Source organism: Streptomyces sp. NPDC104761, assembly GCF_055583445.1.
Genome location: NZ_JBVJNZ010000006.1, coordinates 135,925 through 160,068, shown reverse-complemented (window position 1 = coordinate 160,068; position 24,144 = coordinate 135,925). Strand labels below are relative to the sequence as shown.

Annotated in this window: 20 protein-coding genes and 1 pseudogene; 8 read left to right on the top strand and 13 right to left on the bottom strand. The window is 72.3% G+C overall.

Annotated features, from left to right (window positions below; translation table 11 throughout):
* Positions 1-123: 123 nt before the first annotated feature.
* The 3 genes from ACZ63F_RS18385 to ACZ63F_RS18375 all read left to right on the top strand — a co-directional run bounded on the left by ACZ63F_RS18385 (position 124) and on the right by ACZ63F_RS18375 (position 2,344).
* Positions 124-777 carry a TetR/AcrR family transcriptional regulator gene (locus tag ACZ63F_RS18385; RefSeq protein ID WP_352362745.1) on the top strand — a complete coding sequence of 218 codons (654 nt, stop codon included), beginning with the start codon at positions 124-126 and terminating at the stop codon, positions 775-777.
* Positions 778-787: 10 nt separating this feature from the next.
* A complete protein-coding gene (locus ACZ63F_RS18380) occupies positions 788-1,087 on the top strand; it encodes a hypothetical protein (protein ID WP_469712195.1) in 300 nt (99 codons plus the stop codon).
* Positions 1,088-1,201: 114 nt separating this feature from the next.
* Positions 1,202-2,344, top strand: coding sequence for a C40 family peptidase (locus tag ACZ63F_RS18375; RefSeq protein ID WP_469712193.1), 1,143 nt, complete (start codon positions 1,202-1,204; stop codon positions 2,342-2,344).
* Between the two features lie 75 nt (positions 2,345-2,419).
* On the opposite strand, the gene ACZ63F_RS18370 is transcribed toward ACZ63F_RS18375, so the two are convergent.
* The 7 genes from ACZ63F_RS18370 to ACZ63F_RS18340 all read right to left on the bottom strand — a co-directional run bounded on the left by ACZ63F_RS18370 (position 2,420) and on the right by ACZ63F_RS18340 (position 9,432).
* Positions 2,420-3,358: an AurF N-oxygenase family protein gene (locus tag ACZ63F_RS18370; protein WP_093499118.1), complete on the bottom strand. Its 939-nt coding sequence runs from the start codon at positions 3,356-3,358 to the stop codon at positions 2,420-2,422.
* A gap of 105 nt (positions 3,359-3,463) precedes the next feature.
* Entirely contained in the window at positions 3,464-4,954 is a 1,491-nt protein-coding gene (locus ACZ63F_RS18365) for a penicillin-binding transpeptidase domain-containing protein (RefSeq protein WP_469712191.1), read from the bottom strand.
* Positions 4,951-6,312, bottom strand: a complete 1,362-nt coding sequence (locus ACZ63F_RS18360) for an FtsW/RodA/SpoVE family cell cycle protein (RefSeq protein ID WP_469712190.1) — start codon at positions 6,310-6,312, stop codon at positions 4,951-4,953. Before ACZ63F_RS18360 ends, ACZ63F_RS18365 begins: the two co-directional genes overlap by 4 nt.
* A 72-nt stretch (positions 6,313-6,384) precedes the next feature.
* Entirely contained in the window at positions 6,385-6,636 is a 252-nt protein-coding gene (locus ACZ63F_RS18355; protein ID WP_469712188.1) for a hypothetical protein, read from the bottom strand.
* A gap of 246 nt (positions 6,637-6,882) precedes the next feature.
* Positions 6,883-8,112, bottom strand: a complete 1,230-nt coding sequence (locus ACZ63F_RS18350) for an ATP-binding protein (RefSeq protein WP_469712187.1) — start codon at positions 8,110-8,112, stop codon at positions 6,883-6,885.
* Positions 8,109-8,837, bottom strand: coding sequence for a hypothetical protein (locus ACZ63F_RS18345; RefSeq protein WP_469712186.1), 729 nt, complete (start codon positions 8,835-8,837; stop codon positions 8,109-8,111). The genes ACZ63F_RS18350 and ACZ63F_RS18345 overlap by 4 nt, the downstream gene beginning before the upstream one ends.
* A 115-nt stretch (positions 8,838-8,952) precedes the next feature.
* The gene (locus ACZ63F_RS18340; protein WP_457700107.1) at positions 8,953-9,432 is read right to left on the bottom strand and encodes a protein-tyrosine phosphatase family protein; all 480 of its coding nucleotides are present in this window, start codon (positions 9,430-9,432) and stop codon (positions 8,953-8,955) included.
* Between the two features lie 128 nt (positions 9,433-9,560).
* Between ACZ63F_RS18340 and ACZ63F_RS18335 the strand changes: the two genes are divergently transcribed.
* On the top strand, positions 9,561-10,364 hold the full coding sequence (locus tag ACZ63F_RS18335) for a nuclease-related domain-containing protein (protein WP_469712185.1): 804 nt from the start codon (positions 9,561-9,563) through the stop codon (positions 10,362-10,364).
* 42 nt (positions 10,365-10,406) lie between these two features.
* Here the strand turns inward: ACZ63F_RS18335 and ligD are convergent, their stop codons facing one another.
* The gene (ligD, locus tag ACZ63F_RS18330; RefSeq protein ID WP_469712183.1) at positions 10,407-11,288 is read right to left on the bottom strand and encodes a non-homologous end-joining DNA ligase; all 882 of its coding nucleotides are present in this window, start codon (positions 11,286-11,288) and stop codon (positions 10,407-10,409) included.
* A 52-nt stretch (positions 11,289-11,340) separates the two neighbouring features.
* Between ligD and ku the strand changes: the two genes are divergently transcribed.
* Together ku and ACZ63F_RS18320 are read left to right on the top strand one after the other, a co-directional pair.
* Complete coding sequence (ku, locus tag ACZ63F_RS18325; protein WP_469712182.1) at positions 11,341-12,381, top strand: non-homologous end joining protein Ku; 1,041 nt, start codon at positions 11,341-11,343, stop codon at positions 12,379-12,381.
* 301 nt (positions 12,382-12,682) lie between these two features.
* Positions 12,683-13,324, top strand: a complete 642-nt coding sequence (locus ACZ63F_RS18320; RefSeq protein WP_469712180.1) for a DoxX family protein — start codon at positions 12,683-12,685, stop codon at positions 13,322-13,324.
* A 47-nt stretch (positions 13,325-13,371) separates the two neighbouring features.
* Here the strand turns inward: ACZ63F_RS18320 and ACZ63F_RS18315 are convergent, their stop codons facing one another.
* Positions 13,372-13,602, bottom strand: coding sequence for a hypothetical protein (locus tag ACZ63F_RS18315; protein ID WP_469712179.1), 231 nt, complete (start codon positions 13,600-13,602; stop codon positions 13,372-13,374).
* A gap of 187 nt (positions 13,603-13,789) precedes the next feature.
* Here ACZ63F_RS18315 and ACZ63F_RS18310 point away from each other — a divergent pair, with 187 nt between their 5' ends.
* A complete protein-coding gene (locus tag ACZ63F_RS18310; protein WP_469712177.1) occupies positions 13,790-14,341 on the top strand; it encodes a hypothetical protein in 552 nt (183 codons plus the stop codon).
* A gap of 39 nt (positions 14,342-14,380) precedes the next feature.
* Here the strand turns inward: ACZ63F_RS18310 and ACZ63F_RS18305 are convergent.
* Positions 14,381-14,770, bottom strand: a pseudogene (locus ACZ63F_RS18305) (carbohydrate binding domain-containing protein); the annotation flags it as partial.
* 736 nt (positions 14,771-15,506) lie between these two features.
* On the opposite strand from ACZ63F_RS18305, the gene ACZ63F_RS18300 reads away from it, so the two are divergent.
* Entirely contained in the window at positions 15,507-16,064 is a 558-nt protein-coding gene (locus ACZ63F_RS18300; RefSeq protein WP_469712176.1) for a GNAT family N-acetyltransferase, read from the top strand.
* Positions 16,065-16,095: 31 nt separating this feature from the next.
* Here ACZ63F_RS18300 and ACZ63F_RS18295 read toward each other — a convergent pair whose 3' ends face one another.
* From ACZ63F_RS18295 to ACZ63F_RS18285, 3 genes are all read right to left on the bottom strand, one after another.
* Positions 16,096-17,397, bottom strand: a complete 1,302-nt coding sequence (locus ACZ63F_RS18295; RefSeq protein WP_469712174.1) for a cytochrome P450 — start codon at positions 17,395-17,397, stop codon at positions 16,096-16,098.
* 564 nt (positions 17,398-17,961) lie between these two features.
* Positions 17,962-18,858 (bottom strand): L,D-transpeptidase family protein, encoded by an 897-nt coding sequence (locus ACZ63F_RS18290; RefSeq protein WP_469712173.1) that lies wholly within the window; start codon positions 18,856-18,858, stop codon positions 17,962-17,964.
* Between the two features lie 23 nt (positions 18,859-18,881).
* A complete protein-coding gene (locus tag ACZ63F_RS18285) occupies positions 18,882-23,831 on the bottom strand; it encodes a LamG-like jellyroll fold domain-containing protein (RefSeq protein WP_469712171.1) in 4,950 nt (1,649 codons plus the stop codon).
* Positions 23,832-24,144 lie beyond the last annotated feature (313 nt).

The following is a 24,144-nucleotide window of genomic DNA, read 5'->3' as shown; positions in this document are numbered from 1 at the left end:
GAAAGCAGGGGGCTGCACAGCGCCCCTTCAGGGGCGCGGGGAACTGCGCGACCAGCCCAGACGGGGCCGCACCCGGACGACGGCCCGTCGCGGCCCCCCACACGGACCGCATACGCTGATCGCATGACCCCGCAGGCCGCCACCCCCGCCTACCGCAGGCTCTCCGTCGAGGAGCGGCGCAGCCAGCTCCTCGACGCGGCCCTCACCCTCTTCGCGCACCGCGCGCCGGAGGAGGTGTCGCTCGACGACGTGGCGGAGGCGGCCGGGGTCTCGCGTCCCCTGGTGTACCGCTACTTCCCGGGCGGCAAGCAGCAGCTCTACGAGGCCGCCCTCAGGTCGGCCGCCGAGGAACTCGAACACTGCTTCGACGAGCCCCGTGAGGGCCCCCTCCTGCCCCGGCTCGCCCGTGCCCTCGACCGCTACCTCGCCTTCGTCGACCAGCACGACGCCGGCTTCAGCGCCCTGCTGCAGGGCGGCAGCGTGGTGGAGACCTCGCGGACGACGGCGATCGTGGACGGCGTACGCCGGGCCGCCGCACAGCACATTCTCAGCCACCTGGGCGTCGCCGCCCCCGGACCCCGGTTGCGGATGACCGTCCGGATGTGGATCACCGCCGTCGAGGCGGCCTCGCTCATCTGGCTCGACGAGGACAAGCAGCCGCCGGTCGAGGAGTTGCGGGACTGGCTGGTGGACCAGTTCGTCGCCGTGCTCAGCGTGACCGCGCGCCGCGACCCGCAGACCGCTGCCCTCGTCGACGCCCTCGCGGCGGATGGCTGAAACTGGTGCCGTGAAGAGTCAGGACATCCCCTTCGAGGGCGGCCCCATGGACGGACGGGTGCTGCCCGTGCTGCTGGGCATGACCGGCCACCCGCCGAAGACGTACCGCATCCCGGTCCCGGACCCGGCGGGCGGCCCGCCCACCGTCCTGGTCTACCGCCGCGAGCCCCGGGGGCGGAGCAGGCGCCTGGGGCTGTCCCAGGGCTGGACGTACGCGTACGACCCGACGGGCAAGGGGACCGGCGGCGGGCCGAAGTGGCCGTGGTCGAAGCAGGACCCGGCGCAAAGGCCCGACGACACCGACGGGTGACAAGGCTGCGCCGGACGGCGCACACGTGCCGCGCGGACCACGCATACACATCTGATAATCACGTGATCATCGCGATGTGGAACGGAGAGACCGTCCCGCATCGGAGGTGATGACGTGTCAGGAAGGTTCCTGCGTCTGGCCTGTACGGCCGCGGTGGCGGCCCAGGCCGTCCTCGCGCCGTCGCCCGCGCTCGCCGCACCCGCCGCCCCCGGGCAATCGGTCGCCGAGCTGCTGACGGATCTCCAGCAGGCGTACCGGCAGGCCGAACAGGCCACCGAGACCTACAACGCGACGGCGGAACGGCTGCAGCGGCAGCGTGCCGAGGTGACCCGCCTGGACGACGAGCTGGCCATCGCCCGGCGCTCCCTGCACGCCAGCCGCACCGAGGCGGGCCGGCTGGCCCGGCAGCAGTACCAGAACGCCGGCTCGCTCTCCCCGTACCTGCGGCTGCTGCTCGCCCGTGACCCGCAGCACGCGCTCGACGAGGGCCATGTCATCGGCGAGCTGGCCCGTGAGCGGGCGAAGACGGTGGGCCGCCTGACCGACGACGAGCGCAACCACGCCGACCTGGCCCGCCGGGCCCGCGCGGCGCTCGACACCCGGCTCGCCCTCGCCGAGAAGCAGCGGAAGCAGCGCGACGAGGTCCGCACCCGCCTCTCCGAGGTGGAGCGCATGCTGGTGTCCCTCACCCCCGACCAGCTCACCGCGATCGCCGGCCTGGAGAAGACGAGGACGGCGGACGCCCAGCGGAAACTCACCACGTCCGGCGCCCTGAGCAGCACCACGACGCCTCCGTCCCCGGCAGGGGACCGCGCGGTGCGCTACGCGGTGCAGCAGCTGGGCAAGCCGTATCAGTGGGGCGCGGCGGGCCCGGTGTCGTACGACTGCTCGGGCCTGACCTCACAGGCCTGGGACCACGCCGGCACCCCCATCCCGCGCACCAGCCAGGAGCAGTGGGCCCAGCTGCCCCACGTCCCGCTGAACCACCTGCGCCCCGGCGACCTGGTCGTGTACTTCCCCGAGGCCACCCACGTCGCCCTCTACCTGGGCGACGGCAAGGTCGTCCAGGCCCCCCGCCCCGGCGCGAAGATCAAGGTCTCCCCGATCGCGGCGAACCCGATCCTGGGCGCGGTACGCCCGGACCCGACGGCCGCCTCCCTGGCCCACTACAGGCCTCCGGTGATCCCGAAGACGGCGACGGACGGGCCGGACGAGGTCTTCGGAACCTTGCAACCGACCGTACCCAGACTGACCTAGGGGCGCTGGGGGTACCCCCGGCCGAAGGCTGGGGGAGGAACTGCGCGGGAAGCCCCACCGGCCCGCACCCGCAACTCAAGCCAGCAGCCCCGAGCTCTTCCACAACCTCCGCCCGGCCCCCCGGAGAACCCCGATGTCGTCCAGGAAGTCGGTCAGCCGCTTCGCGCCCGTCTGCATGACCTCCCGCCGATGCCCGCTCGCCCGCACCTGTGCCACCGCCTCGCGCCGGTCAAGGCCCACGTTCGTGTACACCTCCGGATTGACGAACGCGACCGAGAACACCCGCGCGAACTCACCGGAGGTGACCCGCGTGAACTCCTGCGACCACCGCGGCGCCGTCACCATCTGCCGGCGCAGCTCCTCGCGGGCGTACCGCACGTGCCGGGCCTCCTCGACCACGTGGATCCGCGTGACCCCGCGCACCAGCGGCTGGACCCGCTCGTCCGGGAAGGTCAGCCGCTGCATCCAGTCGAGGACCTCCTCGCCGAGCAGGGTGGCGGTGAAGGATCCCGGTGTCGTGGAGATCGTCTTGAAGAGGCGGCCCAGGTTCTGGTGGGCCCGGCTCACCGGGTACCAGGGCGCGTCACCGCGCGCGATCAGCCGCGCGAACATCTTCGAGTGCCGGCACTCGTCCTCGATCTCGGTCAGCGCGTAGCGCACGTGCGCGGTCGTCGCCGCCTTGTCGTAGATGTGCCGGACCAGCAGCTGCATCAGGATCAGCTCGAACCAGATGCCCAGCGAGGCCAGCGCGGCAGCCTCGTGCTGGGAGAGCAGGATCCGCTGCTCCTCGCTCATCCGCTGCCACATCGGCGTGCCGTACAGCGACACCAGCTCCGGCGGCCAGAACCACTTGCCCTCCTCGAAGGGCGCGTCCCAGTCCAGCTCCTTGTCCGGGTCGAAGGAGTGCTTCGCGGAGGAGACCAGCAGCCGTTCGGCCACCTGTTCGCGGTCCTTGAGCAGGCCAAGCGCGTCCCGCAGTCCGTCGACCGCGTCGGCTTCCGTCAGGGTCGTCATGGCTCCCTCACTTCGTTACCCGGGGGTACGTCATCGTCCACCCTTATGAGACCGCGTGTCAGCAAGACGGTCAATCCCCCGCGCACGACTTGCTGACTCCGCGTCTCAGAACCCGAGCACCGCCCGCATCACCGACCGGGCGATCGGCGCCGCGTCCCCGCCGCCGCTGATCTCCCCGCGGTCGGCCGCCGCGTCCTCGACCACCACCGCCACCGCGACCTTCGGCTCCGGGTCGTCGTCCGCCTGCGCCCAGGACACGAACCAGGCGTATGGCACCCCGGAGTTGCCGACGCCGTGCTGCGCGGTGCCGGTCTTGCCGCCGACCGTGGCGCCGCGGATCGCCGCGTTCGTGCCGGTGCCCTCCTCGACCACGTCCACCATGAGTTCCTTCACGCGCATCGCCGTCGCGGCACTCATCACCTGCCGCACCGGCCCCGCACCGCCCGTGCGGACCGTCTCGCCGGTCCGCCGCACGGTCCGCTCCACCAGGTACGGCGGCCGCGCCAGCCCACCGTCCGCCACCGCCGCCGCGACCATCGCCATCTGCAGCGGCGTGGCCCGGGTGTTGTACTGCCCGATCGACGACAGGGCCAGCTGGGCCTTGTCCACGCTCGTGTCGAAGGTGCTCGGCGCGGCGGTGAACGGGATCCGCAGCCGGGTGTCGTTGAAGCCGAACGCCTGTGCCGTCGCCGTCATCTGCGCCGCCCCCACGTCCACGCCCAGCTTGGCGAAGACCGTGTTGCAGGACCACTCGAAGGCCGCCCGCAGCGAGGCGTCCGCACAGCCGTCGCCCTCGTTGGTCAGCCGGGTCGTGGTGCCCGGCAGCCGGTAGGGGTCGGGCGAGTCGGTCGGTGCGTCCAGGTCGGTGACCACGCCCGCGTCCAGGGCGGCGGCCGCCGTGACCACCTTGAAGGTCGATCCCGGCGGATAGGTCTGCCGTACCGCCCGGTTGAGCATCGGCTTCTCCGGGTCGTCGTTCAGCCGCGCCCAGGCCGAGGTCACCGCCTCGCCGTTGCCGGACAGTTCGGAGGGGTCGTACGAAGGGGTGGAGACCAGGGCGAGGATCCGGCCGGTCGCCGGTTCGATCGCGGCGACCGCGCCCTTGCGCGAGCCGAGTCCCCGGAAGGCGGCCTCCTGGGCGTACCGGTTCAGGGTGGTGACGACGTTCCCGCCCGGGTTCACCGCCCGGCCGGTGTCGTTCCACAGCGGGAGCGGTGACAGCAGCGGATCGGTCCCGGAGAGCACCCCGTCCTCGGCGTGCTCCAGGAACGTGGTGCCGTACAACTGGGAGGCGAAGCCGGTGACGGGGGCGTACAACGGGCCCTGCGGATAGGTGCGTTCGTAGCGCAACTGCTCCCCGCTGTCCCGGGAGCCGGTGACCGGTGCGCCGCCCACCAGGATGTCGCCGCGGGGCAGGCCGTAACGGGCGATCGAGTTGCGGCGGTTGGCGGGGTTGTCGTCGTACTGCCGGGCCAGGACGACCTGGACGCGGGCGGCGTTGACGAGGAGGGCGAACAGCAGCAGGGCGCACAGGGCGCGGGCCCGCCGGACGTACTTGGCCGTACCGGCTTGCCGGCGGCCGTCCCCGGCGCTCATGGGGCCACCTGTCCGTCGTAGTGGCGGCGGGCCGAGTCGCTCACCCGGATCAGCAGGGCGACGATCGCCCAGTTGGTGACGACCGAGGAGCCGCCCTGGGCGAGGAACGGCATCGCCATGCCGGTCAGCGGGATCAGCCCGGTCACCCCGCCCGCGATCACGAACACCTGGAGCGCGATGATCGAGGCGAGCCCGACCGCGAGGAGCCGGCCGAAGGGGTCGCGCAGGGCGAGCCCGGCCCGGTAGCCGCGCTCGACCAGCAGGCCGTAGAGGAGGAAGACCGCCGACAGTCCGGCGAGACCGAGTTCCTCGCCTGCCGTGGCCAGGATGAAGTCCGACTTGGCGGCGAAGCCGATGAGGACGGAGTGGCCGAGGCCGAGGCCGGTGCCGAGGATCCCGCCGGCCGCGAACGCGAAGAGGGACTGGGCGAGTTGGTTCGGCCCCTGGCCCGCGTCGATCGTGGCGAACGGGTGCAGCCAGTCCTCGATACGGCCGTGCACGTGCGGTTCCAGCCGGCCGACGGCGAGCGCGCCGAACACGGCGAGCACCAGGCCGACGGCGATCCAGCCGGTGCGCCCGGTCGCGACGTACAGCATGACGACGAACAGGCCGAAGAAGAGCAGCGAGGTGCCCAGGTCGCGTTCGAGGATCAGCACGCCGACGCTCACCAGCCAGATGGTGACGATCGGGCCGAGCACCCGCCCGGTCGGGAACTGCATGAACCACAGCCGGCGGCCCGCGTACGCGAGCGCGCTGCGGTTGGCCGCCAGGTACGCGGCGAAGAACACGGCGAGCAGCACCTTCGCGAACTCGCTGGGCTGGATGGAGAATTCGGCGACCCTGATCCAGATCCGGGCCCCGTTGACCGCCGGGAAGAGGATCGGCAGGAGCAGCAGGACGAGCGCGGCGGCGACGCAGACGTACGCGTAGCGCTGCAGCACCCGGTGGTCGCGGAGCATCAGCACGACCATGATGAACAGGCCGACGCCCAGGGTGGACCAGACGAGCTGGGCGGGGGCCGCGCGGACGCCGGGGGTCTGCAGGTCCAGCCGGTAGATCAGGACCAGGCCGAGTCCGTTGAGCAGCACGCCGATCGGCAGCGGCAGCGGGTCGGCGTACGGGGCGCGAAAGCGGACGGCGAGATGGGCGACGAGCGCGAGGACCCCGAGGCCGGCGCCGTAACCGGCGGCACCCGGCGGGACGGTGCCGGTCTTCGCCAGGCCGACCGCGCAGTAGCCGTACACGCAGAGCAGGACGGCCAGCACGATCAGGGCGAGTTCGATGCCACGGCGCCGGGGGAGGCGTACGACGGAGGTGGGGGTCGCGGTCGCCGCCAGGGTGGTTCCGGCCTTGGTCATGTCCGGAACTTACCCAAATAGTGTGAGCCGGGGTGTTCTGTGAGTCGGTGTCAGCGTGGCGTACGGCCGGGGTCACGCGGGGGCGTCCGGTCCGCCGGGGCCGAGGAAGTCGAAATCGTCGTTGCCGGTCGTGCCGCCGGTGCCGCCGGTGCCGTCGGTGTTGCCGACGCCGTCGAGGCGGCCGTCGTCGTCGTAGGGAGGGTCGACCTGGCCTGCCACCGGGGAGTTGCTGCCCGAGCCGTCGTCGGCGAGGGCGGGGGCGGTGCCGCAGAGGGTGAGCAGGACGGTGGTCGCGGCGGCTATCGCGAAGCTGCGGGGGAGCATGGGGGCCTCCGGCGGGCGGGCGGGCGGACGGACGGTGCGGGCTTGGCTATGCGCCACGCTAGGAGGGGTGTGAGCAGAGCGCCTTCCACGATCCGCCGAAAGTGATCTGCCGGCCGGTGGGGGCTGGTCGCGCAGTTCCCCGCGCCCCTAAAGGGGCGCACTGCAGCGTCCCTTCTTTTCGGGGGCGCGGGGAACTGCGCGGGCAACCCCCACGCACCCGCGGCCGCGCAACGCACCGCTCACCCCCTAGGGGAGCGTCAACGTCGCCACCGCCCCGCCGCCGATCGCGTTGGCGAACGACAGCCGCGCGCCCAGCACCTCCGCCTGCCCCACCGCGATCGTCAGTCCCAGCCCGTGGCCCTTGGCCCCGCCCTCCGTCCGGAACCGCTGCGGCCCGTGGGCCACCAGGTACTCGGGATAGCCGTCGCCGTGGTCCCGTACGGTGACCTCGTTCCCCTGCACCGTCAGCACCACGGGCCCCCGCCCGTGCCGGTGCGCGTTGGCGACGAGGTTCCCCAGTACGCGCTCCAGCCGCCGCCGGTCGGTCTCGACCCACACGTCCCGTACGACCTTCACCTCGGTCTCCGTCCCGGACGCCCGCACCACCCGCTCGGCCAGCGCGCCCAGCGCCTCCGCGTCGGTCTCCAGCCGCTCCCGCCCCGCGTCGAGGCGGGAGATCTCGAGGAGGTCCTCGGTGAGCGTGCGCAGCGCCGCCACCCGGTCCCGCACCAGCTCCGTCGGCCGCCCCGGCGGCAGCAGTTCCGCCGCCGCGTGCAGCCCCGTCAGCGGCGTCCGCAGCTCGTGCGCCACGTCGGCCGTGAACCGCTGCTCGCTCAGCAGCTTGCTCTGCAGCGACGCCGCCATGCCGTCCAGGGCGGCGGCGACCGCGGCCACCTCGTCCTGCGGGCGGGTCGGGTCCTTGGTACGGGGGTCGTGCACCCGGGCGTCCAGGTCACCTGCGCTGATCCGCCGGGCCACCTGTGCGGTGCCGTGCAGCCGCCGGGTCACCCGGGTCACCGCGAACGCGCCGACCAGCAGCGTCGCTCCGATGGCCAGCGCCGACGACCAGAGGATGGAGCTGTCCAGGCCGGCGATGGTGCGGGCCTGCTGGGAGTAGTCGACGGCCACCGCGAGCGCCCGGTGGCCGTCGGCCGGGCCCGCCGCCCACATGGTGGGGCGGCCGTCGTCCCGGGCGACCATCGTGCCGCGGTCCCCGGAGAGCGCCAGCGCCCGCAGCTGCGCGGGCAGCCCCCGCGGGTCGACGCGGGCGCCCCGCGGCAGCGCGTCCCCCGCCTCGTACGCGCCCGTCGCCTCCGTCAGCCGGTCGAGGGCCTGGTCGCGGGCCTGGGCGACGGTCTGGTCGGTGACCGACACGTGCACCAGGACGCCGAGCAGCGCGGCCAGCGCACAGCACATCACCGTGATGAACGCCGCCGACTTCGCCCCCAGCGTGCCGGCCCAGCGCGGGAGCCTCATCGCGCGCCCGCCGAGGCCGACGGCATAGGCCGGCGGGTGTGGTGCCCGTGCCCCTTGCCGGTGCGCAGGAACTCGTCCCGGGAGAACACCATCGCCTTCCGCTCCGGGTCCCACGCCCAGGTCGTCCGGTACTCGTACCCGCTGATCCCGGCCGGCGACCGCACGATCACCGTCCGCCCGGCCAGCTCGACGCCGATGATCGCGTCGTCGTCGTCGAGGACCTGCTGGAGCCGGTGGTTCTCGACGGTGTACACGCGCACCGCGGTCTGGTTGGTCGGATACAGCCGGAAGCCGAGCGTCAGCTCGTCCCGCCCGTCCCCGGTGAGGTCCCGGTAATACGGCTTCAGCAGCGGGCAGCGCGCCCCGCCGCCGCCCGCCGTGCACTCCTTCATCCGCTCCGCGGTCCCGTGGTACGCCCCTTTCGGGCCGTAGTCCGCCGGGTCGGCGGCGATCTCCGCCCGTACGACGGCCACCGGGTCCACCCGGCGTATGTCGTCGCCGGGCACGGTGATCCCCTTCACGGTCTTCGTGCTGCCCTCGTCGTAGGGCCAGGCCGGGCTGGCCGCCGGCCGCAGGTCGGGCCAGAGCTTCGCGGGGCTGACCGCGGTCGGTGCGGCTCCGGCCCCGCGCAGCCCGCCGGAGTCGCCGCAGGCGGCGGCGGTCACCGCCAGCAGGGCGACGGCGGCCGCGGTCACGGCGGTACGGGCGGGACGACGGGCTGGCACGCTGCTCCTGGCTCGGCGGGGTCGGTGGGCGATGGGCGGGAGGCCCCGTACACCTTATTCGCAGATTTGTAGGGAAGTCCTTTTTGCGCCTGGGGCCGCCGGTGCACGGGAGAGGCTACTCGGCGAGGTCCTCCAGGAGGCGGGCGGTGGACAGACCGGCCCGCAGGTAGGCCACGAACAGCTCGTTGTGCAGCGCCCAGGGCGAGCGCCGGGCCCGTATCAGCCGGATCGCCTCCTCGGCCGTGCGCCCCTGGTGGACCAGCGCCTGCGCGACCACCAGCCCCGACCGGTTGTACCCGCTGTAGCAGCGCACCAGCACCGACCGCCCGGCGTCCAGGGCCTCGCAGGCCGCCCGTGCGAGCCGCATCACCCCGGCGAGCTGGGTGCCGTCCAGCGGCCCGTCCGGTATCGGCCACACATGGTGCTCGACCCCGTCGGCCGGACCGTGCCCGGGCATCCGCAGCAGGCTCTGTACCAGATCGAACTCGTCCCGCACCACGGCGGCCTCCAGCCGCCCCGAACGCGCCCGGAACTCGTGACCGCCCATCCACAAGCCGGGCAGCACCTCGCTCCAAGGACTGTCCGGAGCCGGCACCTCGTACTGTTCCCCACGGATCCGCACCCGGCGCCTCCCCGCTGCGCGCGCCAACCCCTGTCAAAGGTAGCGGGGTTCTTGCCCGTGGAGCACCCCGCCTGTTCCCATGGTCGAGGGGTGATGACGCAATGACCGGACTGCGCGTCGTGCCGGCCTGGCGGCACGGCCAGGAGCGACTGTACGTATGCCTCACGGACGGAAGGAACATCGCCTGGTACGACCGGGAGGCGGGCCGGGTCAACCTGCTCAGCGAGGAGCGGCGCGACGACGTGCTGGAGACCCTGAGGCCGTTCCTGACCGGCCCGGTCACGATCGGCCCGCCGCCCGTGCCCACCCCCGCGGAGCTGGCCCGGCTGACCCTGCATCCCGACGACGACCTGGCGCCCAACCGCCCCGGCGAGGCACTGCTGGTCGCCCTCGACCGGGAGCCCGGCCCGGCCCACCGGCTGCGCCCCGATCCGCGCCGCCGCGCCCTGACCGCCGAACAGACCGTCGGCGACGCCCTGGACCGCCTGGACGGCGCCGGCTGGCACGCCCTGCACTCCGTCCCGCTGCCCGGCGGCGACCGCCTGCACCACCTGCTGATCGGGCCGGGCGGCCTGTTCTGCGTGCACTCCCTCTACGCCCGCAAGCAGAAGGTCCTGGTCGCCGACCCGATGATCACACTGGGCCGGCGTGACCCCCAGCCGCTGCTGCGCCGCCTGCGGGCGGACGCCGACCGGGCCTCGTACGCCCTCACGGCCGAGGTCCGCCCGGTGCTGGCCCTGACCGAACCGGCGGACGTCAGGCTGGCCGCCCCGCCGCGCGAGGTCCACATTCTCCGCGACCGGGACCTGGACACCCTGTCCCGCCTGGGCGGGGTGCTCAAACCGGCGGACGTGGAGGCCCTGCACGCGATGGCGCGGGACCGGAACACCTGGGGGAGGGTGTAGGGCCCTCGGGGGCTTCCGGGCCCGCGGGGGTACCCGGGGCCTTCACGGCAGCGTCGCCGCGCGCCCCGCATCCAGCAGCGGGGCCAGCAGGTCTCCGTGGTCCTGGACGCGCGGCGCGATGTCCCCCGCCCGGAACAGCAGCTGTCCCGGCGCCCGGCAGGCGGCGACCTCCTCCCACGTGACCGGCGCCGACACCGTCGGCTCCCGCCGCGCCCGCACCGTGTACGGCGTGGCCGTCGTCTTGCGTCCCGCGTTCTGGCTCCAGTCCACGAACACCTTCCCCGGCCGCAGGCTCCGCGTCATCCGGTGCACCACCAGCCGCGGCAGCGCCCGCTCCGCCTCCACGGCCAGCGCCTTCGCGTACTCGCTGACCCGCTCGCTGGACGACCCCCGCACCGCCGCCAGCAGATGCAGCCCCTTCGACCCGGCCGTCTTGGCGTACGCCTCGATGCCGTCCGCCGCCAGCCGCTCCCGGAGCCACAGCGCGACCTCGCAGCACTGCACCACCGTGGCGGGCGCACCGGGGTCCAGGTCGAAGACGATCCGGTCGGCCTCGTCCGGCGTCCCCACCCGCCACTGGTGCGTGTGGAACTCGGTGACCAGGTTCGCCGCCCACATCAGGCTCGCGAGGTCCTGCACCAGCACCATCCGGGCCGCCCCCTCCGACCGGCGCACCTCGGCGGTCGTGACCCACTCGGGCGTACCCGGCGGCACGTTCTTGGCGAAGAAGACCTGGCCGTCAGGACCGTCCGGGTACCGGAGGAACGAGACCGGCCGGTCCCGCAGGTGCGGCAGCAGGACCCCGGACACCGTCGCGTAGTAGTGCAGCAGCTCGCCCTTGGTGAACCCGGTCGCCGGATACAGCACCTTCTCCAGGTTGCTGAGCGCGACCCTTCGCCCGTCCACCTCTGTGATCGGCGTCATACGATGACAGTCTCATACAAACACCTGGTATTCGGACGGAGGGAAGCCGCACGTGCGATCCATCTGGAACGGCGCGATCTCCTTCGGGCTCGTCAGCATCCCGATCAAGCTGGTGAACGCCACGGAGAGCCACTCGATCTCCTTCCGTCAGGTCCACACCGAGGACAACGGCCGCATCCGGTACCGCAAGTTCTGTGAACTGGAGGACCGCGAGGTCACCCAGTCGGAGATCGGCAAGGGGTACGAGGACGCCGACGGCACCATCGTCCCGATCACCGACGAGGACCTGTCCCACCTGCCCATCCCCACCGCCCGCACGATCGAGATCGTCGCGTTCGTCCCGGCCGACCGGATCGACCCGCTCCAGATGGACGCCGCGTACTACCTGGCGGCCTCCGGGGCCCCGGCCGCGAAGCCGTACACCCTCCTGCGCGAGGCCCTCAAGCGCAGCAACAAGGTGGCCATCGCGAAGTACGCCCTGCGCGGCCGCGAACGCCTCGGCATGCTCCGGGTGGTCGGCGACGCCATCGCCATGCACGGCCTGCTCTGGCCGGACGAGGTCCGCGCGCCCGAAGGGGTCGCCCCCGACGTCGACGTCACCGTCCGCGACAAGGAACTCGACCTCGCGGACGCCCTGATGGACACCCTCGGCGAGGTCGACCTGGAGGACCTGCACGACGAGTACCGGGAGGCGCTGGAGGAGGTCATCGCGGCGAAGGCGGCCGGCGAGGCCCCGCCGGAGGCCCCCGAGCCGGCGAAGGGCGGCAAGGTCCTCGACCTGATGGCGGCCCTGGAGAAGAGCGTACGGGCGGCGAAGGAGTCGCGGGGCGAGGGCGCCGGGGCGGCGGAGACCGAGGAGGCGCAGGTCACGCCGCTGCCGAGCAAGAAGTCCGCGTCCGGGGCGAGGAAGACGACGGCGAAACGGCCGGCGGCGAAGAAGACGGCGACGGCCAAGAAGTCGGCGTCGGCCAAGAAGTCGGCGACGGCCAGGACGGCAAAGAAGGCGACGGCCACGAAGTCCACCGCCAAGAAGACGCCGGCGAAGAAGGCGACGGCCAAGAAGACGGCTGCATCCCGCAAGCGCTCCGCGTGAGAGCGCCCTGAAGGGGCACGAGGACCTGCGCGCCCAGCCACGAAGGCGGTGCGGCCGGCTGAGCGCCCGGCCGGTGTCCGATGCGCGTCCCGCCCCCCTGACGGGTAGTCACCCGGGTAGGCACCGTGGCGGCCGTGGGCCCGTCTGCGGGCCCACGGGCCGGGGTGGTTATCGCCATTCGCAATAGCGCATATTCCGGCCTTTTGCTGGATATGGTGCGGAACCGGCGCAATGCTGGACGGCAGGGGGGGTCCGCCGCACGGCGGCCGGGCAGGTTGTCCCCACTCGTGAAGGTGTTGTCATGCGTGCACTGCATTTCCACCCCCTCGGCCGGACCCGCGTTCTGTCACTGACCCAGGTACGCGCCCCCGCGGCGGAGACCCGCAGGCCCGCCGACACGACGGCCAGGACCACCTCGGGCCCGCCCGGTGAGACACGCGCCGCCGGTGCCGTGCCGGGCCTGTCCGCCGCGGAGGGCGGACTGCTGCTGATCAGGCTGACCTTCGGACTGCTGCTGGCAGGCCACGGTGCGCAGAAGCTGTTCGGCATCTTCGGGGGACCCGGCCTGGCGGCCACCGGCAGAGGGTTCGACGCCCTCGGCTACCACCCGGGCAAGGTCTTCGCCGTGATCGGAGGTCTCTCCGAACTCTGCGGGGGCCTCGGCCTGGCGGTCGGACTGCTCACCCCGCTGGCGGCCGCGGCCGTCATCGGCGTGATGATCAACGCCATGGTGACCGTGAGCGGCGCCCACGGCCTGTGGATCCAGAACGGCGGGGTCGAGTACAGCGTGTCCATCTGCGTCGTCGCCCTCGCCCTCACCGCCATCGGCCCGGGCCGTTTCTCCCTCGACCGGTTCTTCCCCTGGCGTTCGGGCGGCTGGTTCCCGGCCGCCGTCGCGCTCGGTGTGGGCGGCATCGGTGCCGCGATCGCGCTGAGCATCTGAGTGGTCTTGCCGCCGCTCCGCGCGCGTGGCACGCCGAGCGACCGCTGTCATCGGTTCCGCGGGCGTCGTCGGCTGTGCCGCAACCTCCCTGCGCAGGCGGCGGCGACGAAGAACGAGCCGCCCGCTGCCATCGGGAGATGGGAGGCGAAGGGCTGGAGCGGGGGATGCTCGAGGAAGGCCCGGTCGAGGGCGATCCCGAGCAGGGCGGCGGGCAGCGTGATCGCCCACAGGAGCAGTACGAGCAGCCATGTGCTGCGGGCGCTCAGCCAGGAAGTCATTGCGTCATCATGCACACGGTCCCCTGGCCCCGACAGCCCTCCCCGCGCTCCGGGTATCCGCATGGACAGCGTTCCCCCGGTCCGCCATGCTGTCCTGGCGCCCGACGGGCCGCCGGTGCGGGCCGCATGGTGCGACGGGCCGGGACCGGGGACCGGGAGTCCGGGGGAACGGGGGACTGGGGGACTGGTGGAGAAAGCGCAGGTCGCGGCCACGCCGCCGGAACACGTGTACGTCCGCTACCGGTTGACGGTCCTCCAGCGGCTGCTGCCCGTGCTGCCCGGATTCGTTGTCGTCGTGCCCTCTCAGGTCCTGCTCCGGCTGAACGGCGGGTCGCTTGCCTCCACAGTCGTCCCGGGGCTGCTCATCTGGGGTGTCCTGCTGCCTCTGGTGCAGATCATCTCGCGGCGGTTCGGGGTCGCTCTCACTCCGGCGGCGGCCGTCGTGCACGGCCTCCGCCGCCGGACCATTCCGTGGGCCGGCGTCCAGGCCATCCAGATCGAGTCGGTCCTCGGCAGCCGGGCCGTCGTGATCTACGAAGCGGGCGGCCGCCACACCCGCCTCCGGGCGCCGATGAGCGGGTTCCTCAGCTGGGACCGCGCCTTCGAGGAGAAGTTCCACACCATCGGCAGGTGGTGGCTGCAGCACCGTGGCCCGGACTGGGTTCCCGTCCCGCCGCCAGGGGTGAGGTGGGACGGCCCGCCGGCGTCCCACGGGAACCCGTACACCCCCACCGTCTAGTACAGGACAGCGCCCCGTACTCGAGGGGCGCTACGGGTGACCGCCGCCGGCACCGGGACCGGTCAGGACGATGTCGTCGGCGTAGTAGTCGCCTTGCGCGTACCAGCCGTGCACGGAGATCGTCGCGCTGGTCTGGGAGGCGCCCGTGGTGAAGGAGACGGTCAGCGGGCTGAACCTGGACGGGGAGGTGACCCAGGTGGAGGCGCCGCCGTTCACGCCCAGGTAGACGTTGGAGCCGCGGACCCAGCCGGTGAGCGAGTAGGTGGTGTCCGGCCGTACCGCGACGGTCTGGTCGCACTGCCCGGTGCCGCTCGAACTCACCTTCCCCTGGAGAGCCTTGGACCCCGCGTGGACGGGGGAGGAGACGATCGAGCCCGGGTTCCCGGCGCAGCGCCACGGGGAGAGGCCGCCCGACTCGAAGCCGGGGTCGGCCACGGCGCCGGCGACCCCGGTCGCGTTCGGGGCAGCAGACGTCGGGGTCGCCGAGGCCGGAGAGGTCGACGCGCTCGACGCGCTCGACGCGCTCGACGCGCCCGCCGCGGGTGCGGTCGGGGCGGCCTCGGTGGCGCTGGGGACCAGGAGAGCGCAGCCGAAGCCGACCACGGCCGCCGCGGCAACCGCGATCACCACGGCCGCCCGGCGCTGTCCGGCCCCCGGGCGCGGGCGGTCCGCGAGGCCGGGGACAGGCGGGAGTTCCTCCGTCTCGCCGTCGGCCGGGGCATGGGGGACGGGTGCGACGACGGCGGCGCGCCCCCGGTCGTCCTCGTCCTGGCGGATGTCGTCGAGCAACCGGGCCAGCGCGTCGGTGTTGCGCATACGCAGTACGCGGACGGGCTCCAGGGCGGTGCGGTCGTCCGGTACGCCGGAGCCGGAGCCGGAGCCGGAGCCGGGATGGGAACCGGAGCCGGAGCCGGAGGCGGGCGGGATGGGCACGGTGCTCTCCTTCCGTCCCGTGGCAGGGACCGGAGCCGGCCCCGCGAAATTCATACGCACCGCCCGCCCCGCGGGTTCAGCCCGACCCGCCCTCGGCTGCCGCGCAGCCGCGGGGGCGGGTGGGGATGGCGCAGCTGGGTCAGCATGCCGTCGGCGACGAGGCCGACGACGGTCTCGCGGCCGGCGGTGTGCCTCTCGGCCTCGCGGGCACGGCAGCGTGCTCAAATAGGGCATGGCATCGTCCTGGACCGGTGATCGGGTCCGCCTGCGCGCCGTCGAGCCCGACGACTGGACCGCGTTCGTGCGCTTCGCCGACGATGACGGGCGGCGGGCGAGCCGGCTGGATCTGCCGCGGTCGGCCGAGAAGTACCGTGTCTGGGCGAAGGAGCAGGCCGTAGCCGAGAGCGATGACGACCGCTTCCTCCTGGCGGTCGAGGCGACGGCCACGGGTGAGCTGGTCGGCACGGTCGGCTCGCATCGGACCGGCCCTCGTTCGGGCTGGTTCGAGTGCGAGGTCACGATCGGCGCCGATCACCGGCGCCGAGGCTACGCGGCAGAAGCCGTGGTGCTGCTGCTGCGCTTCATGTTCGCCGAGCGGCGCTATCACAAATGCCTGGCAGCGATCTTCGCCCACAACGAGGCATCGCTGGCACTCTTCCGTCGGCTCGGCTTCACCGAGGAGGGCCGCTTGCGCGAGCACGTCTTCCTCGCCGGCCGGCACCACGACCTCGTCATGATGGGCATGCTCGCCGACGAGTTCGACCGGCGGCACCCGACGAGCCGACCGTGAGCTGGGAAGTCCGCCGATTCCAGAGCTGCTCTCAGCCGCGCGCGGTGGCGCGCAGGCGCAGGCCGACAGGCGCGAGACCCTCGAGGGTGGCGACCTCATAACCGGGCTCCGGTCCGGACGGCTCGCTCAGGTGGCAGGAGCGGGCGGTCTGCGCGGTCAGGAGCGTCAGCATCGCCATGGCCAGGGAGGTTCCCTCGCAGCCGTGCGGCCCGGTGCCGAACGAGAGGAAGACCCCGGGCTTCGCCGGCGAGCCCGAATCGTCGAGCCACCGCTCGGGCCGGAACTCGTCCGGCTCGGCGAATTCGCGTGCGTCCCGGTGGGCGGTGTAAGGGCAGACGAGAACGGTGGACCCGGCGTCGATGGTGTAGTCGGCGAGCTGGGTCTGCCGCCGGGCGCGCCGGGTCAGCAGCCAGCTCGGCGGGTACAGCCGGAGCACCTCGCTCACCAGCGCCTGCGTGTACCGCAGGCTGCCGAGGTGGGTGCTGGTCGTCGCGGCCGGGTCCGCGGGCAGCAAGGCGGCCTCGCTCGCGACGCGGCCCGCCGCCTCGGGGTACAGGGCCAGGTGCAGCAGGATCCATCCGGCCGCCCGCGACGGGGTCTCGAAGGTGGCGACGGTGATTCCGGGGAGCGTGTCGAGGACGGCCTCCTCCGGCAGCAGGCCGTAGTGGGGGGAGGGCCGGAGCATCTGCCCCAGCATGTCGTCACCGAGCCGGCCCGACGAACGACGCCGGCGGACGACGGGCCGCAGAGCGTCGGTGAAGGCGACTTGCTGCCGGGTGCGGAACCGCCGGCCCGGTGTGGGAACCCAGCGCGGCCATACCCAGCGGGAGGGTCGTACGAGCACCTCCCGCGCAAGGAAGAGCTGGAAGGCGTAGGGCAGCAGGGTGGGAGCGTCCTCGCCGAAGAGATAGTGCACGCCGATCTCTGCCAGGGTGTGCCGCACCGGGGGCAGGATCTCGACGTCCCGGCCCGTGGGCAACTGGTCGGCAAACCGTGCGGTCCGGGGCGCGATCTCCCCGATCCGGGCCGCGACCGCCTGGGCACGCAGTCCGCGCATGCGGGCGGCGTGCGCGTACCCGCGCTCCTCGGGCGTCGGTGCGCCGCTCGACCGCTTCAGCGGCGGGAAGAGGGGGGAGGGGGCCTTGGGAAAATCCTGCGCCCGGCGCAGGACCGCCTCACAGGGTTCGGCCGCAGCCGCCACATAGACACCCGGCTCCAGCTGCCAGACGTCCCCGCACTCCTCGGCGCCACGGCGCGCCACCCCCAGCCGGTCGCGACTCCAGGCCGCGAAATTCCCCTCGGGCAACCGCGGCGGCTCGTTCCTTCCGCCCATGAGACCGTCCCTGGCCCTCGGCAACGTGACCAAACCCGGCGGGCGCCCTCTGGGCACCCGCCGGAAACGCGCTCGGTCCTAGTCGTCGCCGGCGTACGCGTCCCATTCGTGGGACCCGTAGGCACCGTAGTGGCGGGTGAAGGACAGTCTCCCGAGCAGCTTGGCGATCATGATGCTCTCCTCTCGCCTGTCTTCAGCACCTGATGCCACACCCACATGTTCGCATACATCGCATCTGTGATATAGGCCCTATTTCAGGCATGCTTCCCACGCGTCCACCACGTGATCACCGCGTCCGCGAACCACGACCGCACCACCGCGGAGGGCGACAGAGACACCCCGGGCCCGAGGGGTGCCCACCGGGTGGCGCCCCGCTACCGGACCTCGTCCCTCGAGTAGCGGTCGCCACGGCCTGGACGTAGTCGGCCCGCGCGTAACGGCACGTGCGTGCACGGGCGGCTTTCCGGAAGCGGGAGGAGGCCAAGCGACTGACCGGAGTGGTCAGGGGCCGCGGATCGGTGCTCGATCTGCGGCCCCTGAGGGTCGTGTATCGCCGCGCGGGCGCTAGTGAATGGCGATGACCGGGTGCTGGGCCGGGTCGGTCCAGCGGATGATCTCGGTCATCACCGAGGCCGGCAGGGCGACGCATCCTGCCGTGGGGCCGGCCTGCGGGCCGAGGTCGTGGAGGAAGATGCCGGCACCGCGGCCGGCGACTGCGGGGTTGGTGTTGAAGTTGATGACGAGGGCGTTGTTGTACTGGGTGGGGTAGTTGACGAGGTGTTCGCTGCCGTGGACGCCGGTTTCGGTGAGCGGGAAGCCCCCCTGCTCCGAGGTGCGCAGCTGGTTGTAGTAGGGCGAGGAGGGGTCCTCGACCCACCAGTCGTCCGCGGCCACATGGTGATACGGCATCTTCGTGCCCGGGTTGGTACCGACGCCGAAGCCCTGCGTGAGGGTGTACGTGCCGGTCGGCGTCGTATCCGTGCCCTGCTTGCGGGTGGCGCCGTCGGTCACCCCGTTCGCCCCGACCCTGGCCTTGGTCGTGGCGTAGACCTGATGCCAGGTGGTTCCGCTCTTCTGCCACGCGATGACGGTGGCGTAGGAGCCGTGGGCCTGGACGGTGACGACCTGGGTCGCCTTGCCCACCGTGACCGGCACGGGGAACGGCGACGCCGTCGAGGCGGCGGGAAGGGCCAGTCGCTCGCCCGGGTGGATGGTGTACGGACTGGCCAGGTGGTTGGTCCGGGCGATCGCCTGCCAGCCGCCGGCCACGTGCTCGGCCTGCGCGATGCCGGAAAGGGTGTCGCCGGCTTTCACCGTGTACGTCGTCGTGGCGGCCTGCGCCGGGGCGGCGGCGAGGACGCCGCCCGCGGCCGTGGCGGCGAGGGCCGAGGAGGCCATCGCGGTGCGCAGCCGTGCGGGCCGCGGTTTGGCGTGCCGGCCTGAGCCGGTGATGAAGGACATCGGTTTCCTGGTTTCCCTGGTCGTTACGGGATCTGCTGGTCGAGGGCGGTGACCTGGTTGCCGGTCAGCGCGTAGTTCCACGCCTGGACGTCGCTGATGGAGCCGGGGAAGAAGTCGCTGTTGGCGCCGTTGTACTTCGAGCGCCCGACGGAGAACGCGTTGGTGGCGCTCCAGGACGTCACGTTGGCCGCCGTCCCGGCGAGGGCGCCGTTGACGTAGAGCTGGGCCGTCTTGGTGGCGGCGTTGTAGACGCCGACCAGGTGGGTCCAGGTGTTCGCGGTGGCCCCGGAGGCGTAGGCGAGGGTGAAGGAGGGGCTCGCCGTGTCGGCGCTGGTGAAGGTGAGGGCCCAGCCGGGGGCGGCTTTGTGGGCGTAGTTGTACTGGAGGTAGAAGGGGCTGTTCTGGGTGCCGTCCTGCCCTGCGACGGTCGCGTTGCCGTTGGGCAGCGAGGAAGGCCTGACCCAGGCGGAGACCGAGTAGCTGGCTGTGGTGTCGAGTACTTGGCCGCCGCTCGCGGCGTAGCCGCTGCTGCCGTCGAACGACAGGACACTGCCCCGGGTCGCGTCGGTGGCCCAGGTCGCGCCGCCGGTCAGGGTGAGCGGGTTGTTGCCCAGGTTCGGGTTGGCGCCCGCCGCGTTGAGGGTGTTGAGGGTGTCGGTCGCGGCGGTGTCGGTGGCCACCGGCATGCCGTCGCCGTCGTCCAGGTTCCAGGTGTCGACGGGGGAGAGCAGGGCCGTGGTGAGCGCGCCGAAGGCGGGGTTGGACAGGTTGACGTGGTCGCCGCTGTCGGCTGCCGCCGCCAGCTTCTCCTCACCGGTGGCCGAGTCCGGTACGGCGACGGCCGCGTCGAGGTCGGCGAAGTAGACGGCCGGGGTGGCCCAGGGGTTGCCCAGGTTCATGCCCCCGAGGAAGGCGTTGACGTCCGTTCGGTTGCTGTCCGTGGTGCTGGTGCAGGGGTCGTTGGGCGTGGCGCCGTCACCGGTGAAGCCCTCGCAGGGCGTCAGCGAGGTGAGCACCACGTTGATGCCCCAGCCCTGGAGCTGCTGGACGAGCGCCGTGTAGCCGTTGGCGTCCAGGTCGTCGCTGGTGGCCCCGGCCAGCAGGTCTTCGAGGCCGCTGTCCAGGATGACGGTGGAGAGGCCGGGCTGGTCGAGGATGTCGCGGTCGAGGCGGGAGAGCACCGACGGCCCTCCGATGACACTGCCGTTGTAGGTCTCCGGGTTGTCGGTCATGAGCTGGTTGGACTCGATGCCCTCGGCGATCACGCCGTAGGGGCTGGGCGTCGAGGGCTCGGCGGCGGTCAGCCCGTCGGCCACCCGGTACCCGTTGGAGTTGGGCAGGGTGGTGCCGGGCTGGAACGGGTCGACCAGATGGTCGCCCAGCACGGCCTCGGTGGGCACGTTCGCGGACTGCACATCCAGGTCGGTGACCAGGTCCGTGAAGTTGCCGTAGGCCGCGGCGTTGGTGGTGAACGGTGTGGCACTGGTGCTCGTGGTCAGGTCGCCGGTGCCGCCGGCGGTGATGTACTCGTAGGAGCCGCCCGCGTAGGAGTGCTGCACCAGGTAGGGGACGGCGTTGCTGAGTTGGTAGGAGACCAGCAGGTACTGGCCCGCGGTGACGGTGAACGCCAGCGGGTCGCTGTAGATCATGCCGCCGGCGGGGACGGTGACCGACTGGCTGCCGCCGAACTTGAGCGTCGTCGGGGTGCCGGCCGGGACCGATCCGATCGCGCTCGGGGTGGAGCTGAGGGCGATGGTGGCGTGGCCGATGGAGAGTTTGCTGGTCCCGAGCGCGTTGTCGAGCTTGACGCGGACGGTGCCGCCGGAGACCGAGGGCTTCAGGGCCAGCCGGATGGTCTGGTTGGAGAAGGTGCCGCCGCCCGGCAGTCCGTAGCTGCCCTCGGTGGCACTGGACCAGGCGCCGGTCCAGGACTGCCCCGCCGGAGCCGCCGCGTAGCTCCCGTTGGCCTCGGTGGTGCCCGCGGTGGTGTTGCGGGTGCCCAGGGCGAAGACGTGCAGGGTCGATTCGTTCGCTCCGGCCGCGCCGGTCAGGTCGGGCAGGGTGACCGAGGCGATGGTGCGGGTCGGGTCGACCGGTACCGAGAAGGCGTAGAGCTGGCGGTTGGCCGTGCTCTGGGTCGTGCCGTTGACGTGCGGGAAGACCGCGGCCGCGAGGGAACTGTCGCTGCTGGACCAGTCGGGCACGGTCAGCATGTAACTGGTACTGGTGCCGTCGGCGTAGGTGATCTGGCCGCTGGCCGGGCAGAAGGCGTCGGCGTCCTCGCCGGAGAAGCAGTAGGTGCCGCTGACCCGGGTGTCGGCCGGCACATAGGGGGCGGTGGTGTCACCGGCGATGGCACCGGGGGACGACAGGTTGGTGTAGGTGGAGGCGGTCAGGAAGACCAGCGCGCTGCCCTGGCCGGAGTAACCGACGGTCTGGTTGGCCGCCACCAGGTTGTCCTTCTGACCGGAGCCGAAGGCCGGCAGGGTCATGGGGGCGCCGTCGACGGTCACCTTGCCGCCGCTGGTCCAGCCGGCGTTGGTCCAGTCGGTGGCGGAGAAGCTGTGCCCGTTGCCGTCGAAGTTGGCGGCGCTCGTGTTGCTGTCGGCGCTGACGCCCACGTTGTTGAAGCAGGCGGCCAGGCTGGTGCAGGTGGTGCCCGGGTGGCCCGCGGCCAGGAACGGGTAGGCGGAGGTGCCGGAGACGTCGCCTGCCCCGTCCACGGCGTAGACGTAGAGGGTGTGCGGGCCGGGCGAGGGCGGGGCTACGGTGACCGTCGCCTTGTTGCTGCTCGCGGACACGATCTCTGCCGCCGGCGGGTTGCTGGTCGGCGGCGGCACGTCGAGGTGGTAGACGAACTTGGTCGCGGTGGTGCCGGAGCCGGTGATGTCGAACTTGCCGGAGGTGCCGGCGGCCGCGCCGACAGCGGCGTCGGTGACGTCCGTGTTCGGGAAGAGGTTGCTCTCGGAGGCGAGCGTCGGCTCGTCAGGAGCGCTGGGCTCGGCGGTGAAGTGGCAGGTGGGCGACTGGCTGTAGGAGGTGGACGCCATGCCGTCGGTGACCGTGACGTCCCAGTCGACGGTCTTGCCGTCGGTCAGCGAGGAGACGAAGGACGGCGGGAGCGAGACGGTGGCGTAGGTGTTGCTGGAGAGGTTGTCGCCGCTCTTGAGCGTGGACTTGGTGGTGGTGCCGTCGACCCAGTACTGGAAGGTGGCCTGCAGCTTGTCGCCGTTCGGGTCCTTGACCTTGGCGCGCAGCACCGGTGGGGTGGAGGCGATGGTCTTGCCCATGTACGGGTACGGCGAGGTGGTGTCGCAGGCCGCGTCGGCAGCGCCGGACACGGCGGCCATGGTGGCGGCGGTGGGAGCGCTCGGCGGGTTGTCGTAAAATATCTGCAGCGTCGGGTTGTGCGAGAACCGCTTGAACCCGAGGTCGTTGCGGCTGGACTCCATGGAGTCCTCGCTCAGCGTCGCGGTGAAGCTGGTGGCGTGTCCGCTCGCCGCGGTCCTGATCGGGCTCAGCACGTTGAAACCGTTGGTCGTGCTGCCGTTGCCCGGGCAGAAGGTGGGGTTGTACGCCGGCCCGAAGCTCGCAGAGGTCGAGTAGCTGTTGTAGCCGGGGCGGTTGCTCCAGTCCGTGCCGGAGCCGATGCCCTTGGACCAGTGCAGGTTGACCGTCGCGGTGGTGGAGCAGGAGGCCGAGTAGATGTCGGTCGCGTCCACCTCGGCGCTGTTGATGACGGCGCCGAAGACGGTCTTGGACAGGGTCCACTGGTAGACGGCGTGCTCGTCACCGGTGTTGCAGGAGCCCTCCGGCCAGCCGTTGTAGCCGACGCCCAGGTAGCCGTTGTCGGCCTGTGAGCCGGTCTTGTTGTAGAAGGAGGTGCCCGGGCAGCCCTGCTTGACCTCGTCGTAGGCGGGGCTGGTGTAGTCGACCGGGTGCCAGTTGACCGAGGGGTCGACGAAGACCGGGTAGACGGTCGAGGCGCGGGTGAGCATCGCCCGGTCCGGGACGAGCGTCAGGCTGCCGGAGCGGACTCGCGCCCGGACCCGGCCGACGTGTGCGGCCAGACCCGGGTGCGCGGTGTCGGAGGCGTCGGCCGCGACCTTGGCCCCGGCGGGCTGCCGGCCGGCGGGCAGGGTCCGGTTGGAGTCCCACTGCAGCGGTGTGGGCGCGTCCGCCACGACCGCTCCGTGCGCGTCCGTGACGGTGAGCCCGCCGTCCTCGGCGGTGGCCAGGTGCCCGTGGCGCACCTGAGCGCCCAGGCGCAGCGAGGCCAGCGCGGGATTCCGCGCCGCCGCGGCGTCGTGGACGACCAGGGTTTCGCTCGGGCCGCCGGCAGCGGTGGCGGAGACCTGGAGGTCGACGCCCGGAAGCACGGAGGCGTAGGTCGCGGTGGCGCCCGAGACATGAGGGGCCGGCAGGGCGGTGGGCCAGGTGAGGGTGAGCGAGGTGCTTCCGGAGCGGGTGACGGCGAGGGGGGCGGTGCCACCGCCGGAGAAGGACACGGTGCCGTAGGCGGTGGCCTTCGGAGCCCAGCTGCCGTCGGACCGGTGCGTCAGCGTCAGGTCGACCGGTACCCAGTGGCCGCTCTGCCGGGTGCGTACCGGCAGCGGGTTGGAGACCGAGCGGAATCCGCCGCCGGGCTCCGCCTGGACCTGCACGGTCGGGCTGGTCAGCGAGGAGACCGCGACCGGCTTACCGGTGGCGTGCGCCCGCCTGGCGGCTGCCTGCATGGCGGCGGAGTCCGTGGCGCCGGGGCCGAAGCCGTCCGGCAGGACCGGCGAACCCGCCGACTTCCCGGGGGACTTGGCGGCGGGGGCACTTCTTCCGGTGATCTGGAGGCCTGCGGTCGGCTGCGCCGCGGCCGCCGGCACGGAGGCCAGTCCGCTGGCGCTGACCGCAAGCACCGCGGCGGCCGCCAGCACCGCGCGGGGTCTGCCGATTCGCGCGCGTGCGCGAGGTATGGACATCGAATTCCTGTCTCTAGATCTCGGTCGGAGGCCCGACCCGGAGGCGAATGTAGGTGGTCGTCCGGGACCCCGCAAAGATCAAATCCGCAGGCCAGGCCCTTATGTGAGTGATCATCAGGAGACTTCCGCTGTGCCCGTGTTGTGAATCCGGCAAGAGATTCTTGTGAAGCGGCTCCTGGGGGGTCGGCCTGGGTATCTTCCGTTGCGACTTCAAGATCGACTTCATCGTCATGCGAAGGAGCAAGTCCTTGCCAAGGACGACAGGTCCACGCGACCGCGCAAGCGGACGCTGGAGACCCCAGGCCCCCCTGAT

Bases quoted from the DNA above. Each gene is read 5' to 3' on its own strand.
- ACZ63F_RS18385 (WP_352362745.1), top strand. From the start codon at position 124: ATGACCCCGCAGGCCGCCACCCCCGCCTACCGCAGGCTCTCCGTCGAG.
- ACZ63F_RS18370 (WP_093499118.1), bottom strand. From the start codon at position 3,358: ATGACGACCCTGACGGAAGCCGACGCGGTCGACGGACTGCGGGACGCG.
- ACZ63F_RS18365 (WP_469712191.1), bottom strand. From the start codon at position 4,954: ATGAGCGCCGGGGACGGCCGCCGGCAAGCCGGTACGGCCAAGTACGTC.
- ACZ63F_RS18360 (WP_469712190.1), bottom strand. From the start codon at position 6,312: ATGACCAAGGCCGGAACCACCCTGGCGGCGACCGCGACCCCCACCTCC.
- ACZ63F_RS18355 (WP_469712188.1), bottom strand. From the start codon at position 6,636: ATGCTCCCCCGCAGCTTCGCGATAGCCGCCGCGACCACCGTCCTGCTC.
- ACZ63F_RS18350 (WP_469712187.1), bottom strand. From the start codon at position 8,112: ATGAGGCTCCCGCGCTGGGCCGGCACGCTGGGGGCGAAGTCGGCGGCG.
- ACZ63F_RS18335 (WP_469712185.1), top strand. From the start codon at position 9,561: ATGACCGGACTGCGCGTCGTGCCGGCCTGGCGGCACGGCCAGGAGCGA.
- ligD (WP_469712183.1), bottom strand. From the start codon at position 11,288: ATGACGCCGATCACAGAGGTGGACGGGCGAAGGGTCGCGCTCAGCAAC.
- ACZ63F_RS18320 (WP_469712180.1), top strand. From the start codon at position 12,683: ATGCGTGCACTGCATTTCCACCCCCTCGGCCGGACCCGCGTTCTGTCA.
- ACZ63F_RS18315 (WP_469712179.1), bottom strand. From the start codon at position 13,602: ATGACTTCCTGGCTGAGCGCCCGCAGCACATGGCTGCTCGTACTGCTC.
- ACZ63F_RS18300 (WP_469712176.1), top strand. From the start codon at position 15,507: ATGGCATCGTCCTGGACCGGTGATCGGGTCCGCCTGCGCGCCGTCGAG.
- ACZ63F_RS18295 (WP_469712174.1), bottom strand. From the start codon at position 17,397: ATGGGCGGAAGGAACGAGCCGCCGCGGTTGCCCGAGGGGAATTTCGCG.
- ACZ63F_RS18290 (WP_469712173.1), bottom strand. From the start codon at position 18,858: ATGTCCTTCATCACCGGCTCAGGCCGGCACGCCAAACCGCGGCCCGCA.
- ACZ63F_RS18285 (WP_469712171.1), bottom strand. From the start codon at position 23,831: ATGTCCATACCTCGCGCACGCGCGCGAATCGGCAGACCCCGCGCGGTG.